We start from the raw sequence: 12,261 nt of genomic DNA, 5'->3' as shown, positions 1-12,261 counted from the left end.
GATGAGAGAGGTTAATCGCGCCGGTGCGATCGCGCTTGCCGAGTGCGCGGAGTCTTCGGGGCCCCTCTTGACCTGAAAACAATGATGGGGTACGCGCGATCGACGCGGCAACGTATTTGTCGGTGCCTCCCGGCATGATGTGCCGGTGACTCTCCTCGCCGACACCGACTTCCGCCGCTACTGGCTGGCTCGCATGGTGTCCGTCACGGGTTCGCTGGTCACCTACGTCGCGCTGCCGGTGCTCATCTACTCCGTGACCGGGTCCAGCCTCTGGACGGCGCTGGTCGTGGTCGCCGAGGGCGTGCCCTACCTGTGCTTCGGGCTGTTCGCGGGCGCGTTGGCCGACCGGCTCGACCGGCGGCTGGTGATGGTCACGGCCGACGTGGTCAACGCGCTGGTGCTCGGCTCGGTCCCGGTGGCCTACTTCCTCGGCGGGCTGACCGCGCCGCACGTGCTGGTCGCCGCGTTCCTGACCCACCTCTTCTTCGTCTTCTTCGACGCGGCCAACTTCGGTGCCCTGCCTGCGCTGGTGGGCCGTGGCCGCATCGCGGCGGCCAACTCCGCGGTGCACGGCGGCAGCACGGTGCTGGAGCTGATCGTGCCGGGCGCGGCCGGGGTGCTGCTCACGCTGAGCGCGCCGGCGCCGCTGCTGCTGGTCGACGCGCTGTCGTTCATGGTCTCCGCGCTGCTGGTCCGGGCGATCACCACACCGCTGCAGGTCGGCGCCGCCGGCCCGCGGGTCAGCCTGCTCCGCGACATCCGCGAGGGTGTGGTGTTCCTGAGCCGCCAGCCGATCGTCCGCACGCAGACGATCGTCGGCTGCCTGCAGTCGATGACCGGCGGCGCCTTCATGGGGCAGTTCGTGCCGTGGCTCGACCAGACGCTGGGTGTGCGGCCGACCAACGACGTGCGGCTGGGCGTCCTCTATGGAGTGTGGGGCGCGGGCGGGATCGTGGCGGCGATCGCCTTCCCGCGCTTGGCGCGCCGGATCGGTGAGCCCCGGGTGACGCTGTGGTTCCTGCCGTTGTCGGCGCTGTTCGGGTTGGCCTGCGGGTTGTCCACGAGTTGGGTGGCGGCGGCGGCGCTGCTCGCGCTCTGGGCCGTGGTCTATTCGGTGGTCATCCTCAACGCGATCACGCTGCGGCAGCGGGTGACACCCGACCGCTTGCAGAGCCGGGTCAACACCGCGGGCCGGATGCTGTCGTTCGGCCTGGGGTGGCCGGCCGGGGCGTTGATGGGCGGCCTGGTCTCCGACGCGACGTCGCCGCGGGCGGCCATCATCGCCTCCGCGGCGATGACCAGCATCGGGGTGCTGGTGGCCTGGCTGTCACCCCTGCGCCGACTAGCCGGCGAGCCAATCCCGGACGCGGAGGAGACGCCGCCGCCCGGCAGCGGGGATGTCCCGGCTGCCCGCGCGGAGGCGGCCCTGGCTGGTCCAGGAGAAACGCCCGCGGTGGCGGCGGCCGCGGTGGCGGACAGTGCGGTCGCGGTGTCGGAACGGCGGGACCGGGACGACCCGAGCGAGGCACCGTCCCGGCCGGGTTGACGCGCCCTACGGGCCGCGCCGGATGGTGCGGCTGCGGTGGCTCCGTTCGCTGCGCCGGCAGTGCCACGTGATGCGGTCGCGGCGCTGCGAGCCAGCCAAACCGAGAGGAAGCGGGCTCAGGCGCACAAACCGCGGATGCGATGGTTCTCCGGGTCGTACAAGGGCTCCCGGGTCACCGTGGCCGGCTGCCACTTGCCGAACATGCCCACCTCCACCCGCTCGCCGTCGTCCACAGTAGAAGGCAGATAGGCATAGGCGATCGAGGCCTCGACCCGGTGGCCGTAGCCGCCCGACGTCACCCGGCCCACCGGTTCGCCGGCTATGCGAACCGGCTCCGTGCCAAGGCACACCTGCGTCGGGTCGTCCAGCACCAGGCAGCGCAGGCGCCGCGTCACGGTCGCCGACCGGAGTGCCTCGCTGCCCAGGAAATCCTTGTCCCCGCGCACCGCGAACGACAGCCCGGCCTCGTGCGGTGTCGTCTCCGGGGTGATGTCCGAGCCCCACACCCGGTAGCCCTTCTCCAACCGCATCGACTCGATCGCGCGGTAGCCGGCCGGCCGCAACCCGTGCGGTCCGCCGGCCTCGACCAGCAGGTCCCACAGGGTCAGCAGGTACTCCGTGCTGGCGTAGAGCTCCCAGCCGAACTCGCCCACGAACGTCACCCGCTGCGCCAGGACCGGCACCGCGCCCAGGGTGACCCGGCTCGCCCGCATGAAGCGGGTGTCCAGATCTCCGTCGACCAGCGGCGCCACGATCTCGCGGGCGGCCGGGCCCCACAGGCACAGGCAGCCGTACGCACCCGTCACGTCGTCGATCCGGACGTCGTCGGGGGCGTGCCGGCGCAGCCACGCGGCGTCGCGGACACCCGACGCGGTGCTCGTGACGACGCGGAAATGGTCGGCCGCCAGGCGGGTCACCGTGAGGTCGGCCTCGATGCCCGCGCGGGCGTTCAGCAGTTGGGTGTAGGCCACGCCGAGGACCGGCCGGTCGACGTCGTTCGCGCACATCCATTGCAGGAACTGCGCCGCGCCCGGGCCGCGGACGTCCAGCTTCGCGAACGACGACTGGTCGAACAGGCCCGCCGCGTTCGCGGTGGCCTGGCACTCGGCTGCGATCGCGGGTGACCAGGTGCGGCCGGCCCAGCCGCCGGGCCGGACCGCCGCCGGGTCCGCGGGCCACGGCGGGAACCAGTTGACCCGCTCCCAGCCCGCCTTCTCGCCCAGCGCCGCGTCGGCCGTCCGCGGCCAGATCGCCGAGCGGCGCAGCGGCCGGCCCGCCGTCCACTCGGTGTGTGGGTAGACCACGTCGTAGTAGCGGGAGTACGCGTCCAAGGCCTTCGCCGTCGCCCAGGACCGACTGGACGCGTGCGCGCCGAAGCGGCGGATGTCCATGTGCGACACGTCGTACTCAGGCTGGCCGTCGACGATCCACTCGGCCATCACCTTGCCGACCCCGCCGGCGGCCGCCAGGCCGTGCACGCAGAAGCCGGCTGCCACCCAGAAGCCGGCCACCGCGGTCTCGCCGAGCAGGAACTCGCCGTCCGGGGTGAACGCCTCCGTGCCGTTGACCACCCGGGCGATCGACGCCGTGCGCAACTCGGGCACCCGGTGCTGCCCTGCCGCCCACGACTCGGCGAACAGGTCCAGCTCAGGCGGGAACAGCGCACGCGGCGACGCCAGCGGCGGACCCTCGGCGGGCCAGCACACCGACGGAGTCCGGATGTAGCCGCCGATCAGCAGGCCACCACCGGGATCGTCCGCACCGCGGAAGTAGACGATGTGGTCCGGGTCCCGCACCGTCGGCAGCGACGGCACGTCGTCGACGGCGAGCGGTGAGCTCACCACGTACTGGTGCTTGATCGGCACGACCGGCACCGCGACCCCGGCCAGCGCCGCGACATGGCCGGCGGCCGCGCCCGCCGCGTCGACCACGATCTCGGTCGCCACGCGGCCGTGGGACGTCACGACCGCCCGCACCCGGCCGCCGTCGACCTCGATGCCGGTCACCTCGACCCCGGTCGCGATCGAGACACCCAACGAACGGGCGCCCGCCGCGAGCGCACCGGCCAACGACTCGGGCCGCAGATATCCGTCGCCCGGCAGCCAACCCGCCGACCGCACGTCCGAGACGTCGAGCATCGGGAGCCGGTTGATCAGCGCGGCGGGGGAGAGCAACTCCATCTCCAGCCCGTACGTCGTCGCCGCCGACGCCTGCCGCAGCAGCTCTTCCTCCCGCGCGGGCGTGGTCGCCAGCCGAATACCGCCGACGCCTCGCCAGCCGGGATCGAGGCCGGTCTGGGCGGCGAGCTCGGCATAGAGACCCGACGAGTACATGATCATGCGGGTCTGGCTGATCGTCGACCGCAGTTGGCCGACGAAACCCGCGGAGTGCCAGGTCGTGCCCTCGGTCAAGTCGTGCTGCTCGACGAGCAGCACATCGGTCCAGCCCAGGCGGGCGAGGTGGTAGGCGATGCTGCAGCCGGCTACCCCGCCGCCGATGATCACTACGCGCGCATCGGTCCGCACAGGGGACTTCTACCACTCCAAAGGTCTGACCAAATCGGCCGACCAGTCAGTGAACTTTTACCCTCGTGAGTATTGACCCCGGTGATCACGCAGGTCAACACTCCCGCCTAGGGATGAGCTTGCGGAGGCGGGCATGCGGATGGCGGAACGGCCGGACGCGGACGAGGTGCTGCGACGCGTCTCGTTGTTCGCGGGCCGGCCGGCGCGGACCAGCCCGATCGCCGGCGGACTTTCCCACCATATTTGGCGGGTCGACGCCGGCGGGCGCAGCTACCTGCTGCGGGTGCTCGACCCGGCGGTCTCGGCGGCGGGCCTCGGCATCCCGCCGGAGCAGGAGATCGCCAACACCATCGCGGCGGCGGAAAGCGGCGCCGGCGCCCGGGTGATCGAGGTGCTGCCGGACGTGCCGGCGCTGATCCTGGAGTTCCTGCCGGGACGGACCCTGCACGCCGACGACGTGCGGAACCCCGCCGCCGTCGACCGGATCGCCGCCGCGTGCCGCAGGCTGCACGCGGGCCCGAGGTTCGGCAACGACTTCGACATCCTGACGAAACGGCGCGAGCTGCTCGACATCTGCGCCCGGCACGGCCTGCGGGTGCCGGACGGATACCACGAGCGCGAGTCCACCGTGGACGCGATCGCCACCGCGCTGCAACATCGTCCACAAACGACGAGGCCGTGCCACAACGACCTGCTGGCGGAGAACTTCATCGACCTGGCCGGCGACGTACGCATCGTCGACTACCAGCTGTCCGGCAACAACGACCCGGCCTTCGAGCTGGGTGACATAGCGGCCGAGGCCGACTTCGACCCCGATCGCACGGCGGCCCTCGCGACCGCGTACTTCGGCACCGAGACCGGGCCCGCGCTCGTCGCGCGGGTGCGCCTGCACCTGATCCTGTCCAACATCACCTGGACCCTCTGGTTCTCCGTGCACCACGGCCTGCTCCGCGCGCCCGGGTCGACCTTCGACTACTGGCGCGAAGCGGCCGACAAATGGGCCCGCGCGACCCGCGATCTCGACGCACCCGAGCTGGGTCGCCTGATCGACGCCGCCGCGGGCCGCACCGCAACCCCGTTATGACCACCTCAGGGAGGTGTTGCAGTGACGACCACGTCGCCCACCACGGGTGAGCAGCCACTGGACGACGATGCCCAGCGGCTCGCGGAACTCGGTTACAAGCAGGAACTCCGGCGCAAGTGGAGCGGGTTCTCCAACTTCGCCATCTCGTTCTCCATCATCTCGATCCTGGCCGGCTGCTTCACCACGTTCGGCCAGGCCTGGAACAACGGCGGCCCGATCGCCATCTCCTGGGGCTGGCCGCTCATCTCGATCTTCATCCTGATCATCGGGTTCTGCATGTCCGAGCTCGTCTCCGCGTACCCGACCGCCGGCGGCATCTACTGGTGGGCCGCCAAGATGGGCAAGCCGGTGCACGGCTGGTTCACCGGCTGGCTCAACCTCGTCGGCCTGGTCGCGGTGACCGCGTCGGTCGACTACGGGTGTGCGACGTTCCTCAACCTCACGCTGTCGGCGCTCTTCGACGGCTGGGCCGGCACGCTCAACCAGGCGTTCCTGCTGTTCGTGATCATCCTGGCCCTGCACGGCATCATCAACATCTGGGGCCACGCCATCATCGACGTGCTCCAGAACGTCTCGGTCTGGTGGCACGTCGCCGGCGCGGCCGCGGTCGTGCTGATCCTGATCATCGTGCCGGACAACCACCAGAGCTTCCAGTTCGTGTTCACGGAACGCTTCAACAATTCTGGCTTCGGCAACGGTGACCACAACGGACTGATGTTCTGGTTCTTCATCCTGCCGCTCGGGTTCCTGCTCACCCAGTACACGATCACCGGCTTCGACGCCTGCGCGCACGTGTCGGAAGAGACCCGCGGCGCCTCGCACGCGGCGGCCCGCGGCCTCTGGCAGTCCATCTTCTACTCCGCGATCGGCGGCTGGATCCTGCTGCTGGCCTTCCTGTTCGCGGCCACGGACGTCGATGCGATCAACTCCGCCGGCGGCTTCTCGGGCGCCATCTTCGAGACGGCGCTCACCCCGGTGTTCTTCAAGATCGTCATCATCATCAGTACGATCGGCCAGTTCTTCTGCGGCATGAGCTGCGTGACCTCGATGTCCCGGATGACGTACGCGTTCAGCCGTGACCGCGCGATCCCGGGCTGGCGGCTCTGGTCGAAGGTCGACCGCAACGGCACCCCGGTGTACGCGATCATCGCCGGCACCGTCGCCGGCGGCGTGCTCACGCTGCCCGCGCTCTACCAGTACAACGGCATCCCGGTCGCGTTCTACGCGGTCGTCTCGGTCGCGGTCATCGGCCTGTACCTGGCCTTCCTGATCCCGATCGCGCTGCGCCTGCGGATGGGCGACCGGTTCAAGCCGGGCCCGTGGACGCTCGGGCGCAAGTACAAGGTGCTCGGCTGGATCGCGGTCATCGAGATCGCGGTGATCTCGATCTACTTCATCATGCCGTTCACCCCCGCGGCGGTCCCGTTCAGCGACGACTTCACCTGGAGCGCGGTCAACTACGCGCCGCTGGCCGTCGGTGGCGTGCTCCTCGCGGTCTGGCTGTGGTGGATGCTCTCGGCGCGCCATTGGTTCACCGGCCCGCGCCGTACGATCGACGAAACGGACGCCACCGCCAGCGACGTGACGGCGTCCTGACGGCTGCGGCCTTTGGCTCCCCCGCGACCGGCGCCGCGCCGGCCGCGGGGGAGCGGCCACATCCCTTCTTGGGGGTACGCACGATGCCCACCGACGCCGCCGGCAAGCGCGTCCCGCGACCGCGCGCCGCCGCCGCCCCGCCGGCCGCCGAGCCCAGGCGTGCCGTTGCGGCGCGTGGCGGATCCGCGGTGGCCGCGAAGCCGCGGCAGCGCCGGGCGGAGGGCGACGACAAGCCGGCCGACCCGCAGGGTGGGGTCGCCGGGGTCCCGCTGTGGCGGCCGGTGCGCGGTGGCAACGCTTTCGAGATCACCGTTTCCCGGCTCGCTCAGGCGATCCGGCTGGGCCTGGTGGTCGAAGGCGACCGCCTGCCGGCCGAGCGGGAGCTGGCCGAGCGGCTGCAGGTCAGCCGGGTCACGCTGCGGGAGGCGATCCGGGCGCTGCGCGAGGCCGGCATCCTCGAGTCGCGGCGCGGGCGCACCGGTGGCACCTTCGTGGTCTCGCCGGTGGCCACCGAGGTCGACAAGGGACGCAAGGCAGTGCCGAGGGGCACCGCCGCCGAGCTCGCCCGGCAGATGGGCGACACGCTGCACGACGCGCTGGACTTCCGGCGGGTGCTGGAGCCGGGGGCGGCCGGGCTGGCGGCCACCCGTACCCTCGCCGCCGTCGACCGTCAGCAGCTCGTGGCGTGCCTGACCGCGTCCCGCGACCGCGACCCGGCCACCCGGCGGGTCGCCGACTCCCGGCTGCACCTGGCCATCGCCGCCGCCGGTGGCAGCCCGTCGCTGGCGGCCGCGGTCGCCGACGTGCAGCTCACCCTCGACCGGCTGCTCGCCAGCATCCCGGTGATCAAGCGGAACCTGGACCATTCCGACCGGCAACACACCCGCGTCGTCGACGCGATTCTTGCCGGTGACGCGGCCGCCGCGCGGGCGACGATGGAGGAGCACTGCGACGCGACCGCCGAGCTGCTGCGCGGCTTGCTCGGATGATTGACGTCTTAATGGTTTGCGAGTAGACCTTTTCTGATGGAGGCGCGAGGATGACCCGAGAACCGGCGCTCACGATCGAGGAGCTCGCGGTGGCCGTCGACGGCGGTGAGATCGACACCGTCGCGCTCGCGCTGACCGATATGGAGGGCCGCCTCCAGGGCAAGCGGCTGCACGGCCGGTTCTTCCTCGACGAGGTCACCGAGGGCGGCGCCGAGGGATGCAACTACCTGCTCGCGGTCGACGTCGACATGAACACGGTCGACGGCTACGCCATGTCGAGCTGGGAGCGCGGCTACGGCGACTTCGCGATGGTGCCCGACCTGACCACGCTGCGCCGGGTCCCGTGGCAGCCCGGCACCGCGCTGCTGCTGGCCGACCTGGCCTGGCTCGACGGCTCCGGCGACGTCGCCGCCAGCCCGCGGCAGATCCTGCGCCGGCAGCTCGACCGGCTGGCCGGCCACGAGCTGACCGCGTACGCGGGCACCGAGCTCGAGTTCGTCCTCTACCGCGACTCCTACGAGGACGCCTGGCAGCGCGGCTACCGCGACCTGAACCCGGCCAACCTCTACAACGTCGACTACTCGCTGCTCGGCACCGCCCGGGTCGAGCCGCTGCTGCGCCGCATCCGCAACGAGATGGCCGGCGCCGGGCTCGTGCCCGAGAGCGCCAAGGGGGAGTGCAACCTCGGCCAGCACGAGATCGCCTTCCGCTACGCCGACGCGCTGACCTGCGCCGACCACCACGTGATCTACAAGAACGGCGCCAAGGAGATCGCCGCCCAGGAGGGCATGTCGATCACCTTCATGGCCAAGCCCAACCAGCGTGAGGGCAACTCGTGCCACATCCACTTCTCGCTGCGCGGGCCGGACGACCGCTCGGCGATGCTGGGCGGCGGGCCGGCCCACCTGTCCAAGACGGGCCAGCACGCGCTCGCCGGCATGCTGGCGACGATGCGCGAGTTCAGCGTGCTGTTCGCCCCGAACATCAACTCCTACAAGCGCTACCAGCCGGGCTCGTTCGCACCGACCGCGCTGCGCTGGGGCAGCGACAACCGCACCTGCGCGCTGCGGCTGGTCGGGCACGGCCAGGGCATGCGGGTGGAGAACCGGGTGCCGGGCGCCGACGTCAACCCGTACCTCGCGATCGCCGCGCTGGTCGCCGGCACCATCTACGGCATCGAGCAGGAGCTGCCGCTGGAGGCCGAGTTCACCGGCAACGCGTACGGCGACGAGTCCTCACCCCGGGTGCCGGCCACGCTGCGTGAGGCGGCCGACCTGTGGGAAGGCTCCAAGGTCGCCCGGTTCGCGTTCGGCGACGACGTCGTCGACCACTACGCCAACCGGGCCCGGGTCGAGCTGGCCGCCTTCGACGCGGCCGTGACCGACTGGGAACTGTTCCGCGGCTTCGAACGCCTGTAAGGGGAGCACAACCGTGACCGAGCTGGTCAACCCGGCTACCGGGCTGCCGATCGAGACCGTGCCGGCGAGCAGCCTGTACGACACCGACGCGGCCATCGAGCGCGCGTCCGCGGCGTTCCCGCGGTGGCGGGCGGTCGCGCCCGGCGACCGGGCCCGGCTGCTGCGCCGGTTCGCCGCCACGGTCGACGCGCACATCGAGGAGCTGGCCGAGCTCGAGGTGCGCAACTCCGGGCACACGATCGGCAACGCGCGCTGGGAGGCCGGCAACGTCCGCGACGTGCTCGACTACTACGCGGGCGCGCCGGAACGCTTGATGGGCCGGCAGATCCCGGTCGCCGGCGGGCTCGACGTGACGTTCCACGAGCCGCTCGGCGTGGTCGGCGTGATCGTGCCCTGGAACTTCCCGATGCCGATCGCCGGCTGGGGCTTCGCGCCCGCGCTCGCCGCCGGCAACACCGTGGTGCTCAAGCCGGCCGAGGTGACGCCGCTGACCGCGTTGCGGCTCGCCGAGCTGGCGCTGGAGGCGGGGCTGCCGGAGGGAGTGCTGACGGTCGTACCCGGGCGCGGTTCCCTGGTCGGTGAACGGTTCGTCACCCACCCGGCGGTGCGCAAGGTGTGTTTCACCGGCTCGACCGAGGTCGGGCAAGGGATCATGCGCGGCTGTGCCGACCAGGTCAAGCGGGTGACGCTGGAGCTGGGCGGCAAGAGCGCCAACATCGTGTTCGCCGACGCCGACCTGCCCAAGGCGGCCGCGAGCGCGCCGTCCGCGGTGTTCGACAACGCCGGCCAGGACTGCTGCGCGCGGTCGCGGATCCTGGTGCAGCGCAGCGCGTACGACCGCTTCCTGGAGCTTCTGGAACCCGCGGTGAAGGCTTTCCGGGTGCAGGACCCGGCGCTGGAGACCGCCGAGATGGGTCCGCTGATCACCGCCGCTCAGCGGGATTCGGTGGGGTCCTATGTGTCCGGTGCCGACGTGGCGTTCACGGGCACGGCGCCGGAAGGACCCGGATTCTGGTACGCGCCGACGGTCCTGCTCGCCCGCTCCACCGCGGATCGGCATTGGCGCGAGGAGATCTTCGGACCGGTCGTCTCGGTGCTGCCGTTCGACGACGAGGCCGACGCGATCCGGTTGGCCAACGACACCGAGTACGGGCTGTCCGGCTCGATCTGGACCCGCGACGCCGGCCGGGCGATCCGGGTCGCCCGCGCCGTGGAGACCGGCAACCTGTCGGTCAACTCCAACTCGTCGGTCCGCTACTGGACCCCGTTCGGCGGCATGAAGCAGTCCGGGTTGGGCCGGGAGCTGGGTCCCGACGCGTTGCTCTCGTTCACCGACGTCAAGAACGTCTTCCTCGCCACAGATTGAGAGACCCGATGAACAGGCTCCAAGACCGGGTGGCCGTGATCACCGGTGCCGGCAGCGGCATCGGCCTGGCCACCGCCCGCCGGTTCGCCGCCGAGGGCGCCAAGGTGGTCTGTGTGGACGTCGCGGAGGACGCCGGCAAGAAGGCGGCCGACGAGGTGGGCGGCGAGTTCGTCCTATGTGACGTGACCGACGAGGGCGGCGTACGCGAGCTGTTCGACGGCGTCGCTCAAAGGTATGGAAGCGTCGATATCGCGTTCAACAACGCCGGAATCTCGCCGCCGGACGACGATTCCATCCTGGAAACCGGACTCGACGCCTGGGAGCGGGTCATCCGGGTCAATACCACCAGCGTCTACCTGTGCTGCAAGCACGCGATCCCGCACATGCGGCGCCAGGGCAAGGGCGCGATCGTCAACACGGCGTCCTTTGTGGCGCTGATGGGCGCGGCAACCTCGCAAATCGCCTATACGGCCAGCAAGGGCGGAGTCCTGGCGATGACCCGTGAGCTGGGCGTCCAGTTCGCGCGGGAGGGCATCCGGGTCAACGCGCTGTGCCCGGGCCCGATCGCGACACCGTTGCTGCTCGACCTGTTCGCGAAGGACCCGGAGCGGGCCGCGCGGCGCCTGGTGCACGTGCCGATGGGCCGGTTCGGCAAACCTGAGGAGATCGCGGCCGCGGTGGCCTTCCTGGCCAGCGACGACGCGTCGTTCATGACGGCGGCGCAATTTGTCGTCGACGGCGGAATTACAGGGGCATACGTCACACCCCTGTAGTGATTGTTTGTCGATCCGGGCGTCGGGTAGCAAAGTTAGGCGGGGAGGAGGTTCCCAACCAACGTGCGACCCATCGTCGGAATTACGTCCTATGTAGAACCCGCTTCCTGGGGCGTCTGGATCGACCAGGACGCGGCCTTGATCAGAAAGTCCTACGTCGACGCGGTGACCGCCGCCGGCGCGCGGGCGGTGATATTGCCCCCTGACGACACCGATGCCGATGTCCTCCGCGCCCTCGATGCATTGATCATTGCCGGGGGCGCGGACCTTGGTCCCGACCTGTACGGCGAGGAGCCGGGCCCGCTGACCGAAAGCCGCCCGGACCGCGACCGGAGCGAGTCCCTGCTGCTCAAGGCGGCGCTGCGCAGCGATCTGCCGGTGCTCGGCATCTGCCGTGGCATGCAGCTGCTCGCGGTGACCTGCGGCGGCCGGCTGCACCAGCACCTGCCGGACGTGGTGGGCTCGGACAAGCACCGCCCCGGGCCCGGCGTTTACGGCTGGCACGGCATCACGCTGGAGCCGGGCTCACTGGCCGCCGACGTGGCCGGCGACGGCCCTGAGGGCGACGGCCGGGTGGAGGTCAACACCTACCACCACCAGGGCGTAGCGGACCCAGGCACGCTGGCTGTGACGGCCTGGGCCGACGACGGCGTGATCGAAGCGGTCGAGGACCCGGCGAAGCGGTTCGTGCTGGGCGTCCAGTGGCACCCCGAAGAGGCCGGCGAACGCCGCATCTTCGAGTCCCTGGTCGACGCGGCCCGCACTTGACCCACCCGCCAAAGACCACCCCAGCATTCACACCAGTCCCGGCCGAATAGCCGGCCCCGACCCAACGGGGTTCCGGCGGCGGACGCCAGCTCCCTGGTCGGGTTCCTGGCCTGGTCTCACCGACAAGGTCGACCCTTGGCGACGGTGTGGGTCGGTCCTGCCTGGCCCACCCACAAACCCGGCTCCTAAGAGGGGC

The 12,261-nt window shown here is 71.0% G+C and carries 9 protein-coding genes; 8 read left to right on the top strand and 1 reads right to left on the bottom strand.

The genetic code is table 11. The annotated features are described in order from the left end of the window. Positions 1-145: 145 nt before the first annotated feature. On the top strand, positions 146-1,546 hold the full coding sequence (locus Air01nite_RS27705) for an MFS transporter (RefSeq protein WP_203706258.1): 1,401 nt from the start codon (positions 146-148) through the stop codon (positions 1,544-1,546). Positions 1,547-1,662: 116 nt separating this feature from the next. Here Air01nite_RS27705 and Air01nite_RS27700 read toward each other — a convergent pair whose 3' ends face one another. Next, positions 1,663-4,071, bottom strand: coding sequence for a GcvT family protein (locus Air01nite_RS27700; protein ID WP_203706257.1), 2,409 nt, complete (start codon positions 4,069-4,071; stop codon positions 1,663-1,665). Between the two features lie 133 nt (positions 4,072-4,204). On the opposite strand from Air01nite_RS27700, the gene Air01nite_RS27695 reads away from it, so the two are divergent. The 7 genes from Air01nite_RS27695 to Air01nite_RS27665 all read left to right on the top strand — a co-directional run bounded on the left by Air01nite_RS27695 (position 4,205) and on the right by Air01nite_RS27665 (position 12,065). Further along, the gene (locus Air01nite_RS27695; RefSeq protein ID WP_203706256.1) at positions 4,205-5,155 is read left to right on the top strand and encodes a choline/ethanolamine kinase family protein; all 951 of its coding nucleotides are present in this window, start codon (positions 4,205-4,207) and stop codon (positions 5,153-5,155) included. Positions 5,156-5,176: 21 nt separating this feature from the next. After that, complete coding sequence (locus tag Air01nite_RS27690; RefSeq protein WP_203706255.1) at positions 5,177-6,751, top strand: amino acid permease; 1,575 nt, start codon at positions 5,177-5,179, stop codon at positions 6,749-6,751. Positions 6,752-6,834: 83 nt separating this feature from the next. After that, positions 6,835-7,740 (top strand): FadR/GntR family transcriptional regulator, encoded by a 906-nt coding sequence (locus Air01nite_RS27685; protein ID WP_203706254.1) that lies wholly within the window; start codon positions 6,835-6,837, stop codon positions 7,738-7,740. A gap of 50 nt (positions 7,741-7,790) precedes the next feature. Then, positions 7,791-9,158, top strand: coding sequence for a glutamine synthetase family protein (locus Air01nite_RS27680; protein WP_203706253.1), 1,368 nt, complete (start codon positions 7,791-7,793; stop codon positions 9,156-9,158). A 13-nt stretch (positions 9,159-9,171) separates the two neighbouring features. Next, on the top strand, positions 9,172-10,524 hold the full coding sequence (locus Air01nite_RS27675; RefSeq protein WP_203706252.1) for an aldehyde dehydrogenase family protein: 1,353 nt from the start codon (positions 9,172-9,174) through the stop codon (positions 10,522-10,524). Positions 10,525-10,532: 8 nt separating this feature from the next. Then, on the top strand, positions 10,533-11,297 hold the full coding sequence (locus tag Air01nite_RS27670; protein WP_203706251.1) for a 3-oxoacyl-ACP reductase: 765 nt from the start codon (positions 10,533-10,535) through the stop codon (positions 11,295-11,297). A 63-nt stretch (positions 11,298-11,360) separates the two neighbouring features. Beyond that, complete coding sequence (locus Air01nite_RS27665; protein ID WP_203706250.1) at positions 11,361-12,065, top strand: gamma-glutamyl-gamma-aminobutyrate hydrolase family protein; 705 nt, start codon at positions 11,361-11,363, stop codon at positions 12,063-12,065. Positions 12,066-12,261: the final 196 nt, after the last annotated feature.

It is taken from the genome of Asanoa iriomotensis (assembly GCF_016862515.1).
Lineage (GTDB): Bacteria > Actinomycetota > Actinomycetes > Mycobacteriales > Micromonosporaceae > Asanoa > Asanoa iriomotensis.
Note: the sequence above shows the minus strand (reverse complement) of the source record. Positions and strands in the feature narration are given on the sequence as shown.

Bases quoted from the DNA above. Each gene is read 5' to 3' on its own strand.
- Air01nite_RS27695 (WP_203706256.1), top strand. From the start codon at position 4,205: ATGCGGATGGCGGAACGGCCGGACGCGGACGAGGTGCTGCGACGCGTC.
- Air01nite_RS27685 (WP_203706254.1), top strand. From the start codon at position 6,835: ATGCCCACCGACGCCGCCGGCAAGCGCGTCCCGCGACCGCGCGCCGCC.
- Air01nite_RS27680 (WP_203706253.1), top strand. From the start codon at position 7,791: ATGACCCGAGAACCGGCGCTCACGATCGAGGAGCTCGCGGTGGCCGTC.
- Air01nite_RS27670 (WP_203706251.1), top strand. From the start codon at position 10,533: ATGAACAGGCTCCAAGACCGGGTGGCCGTGATCACCGGTGCCGGCAGC.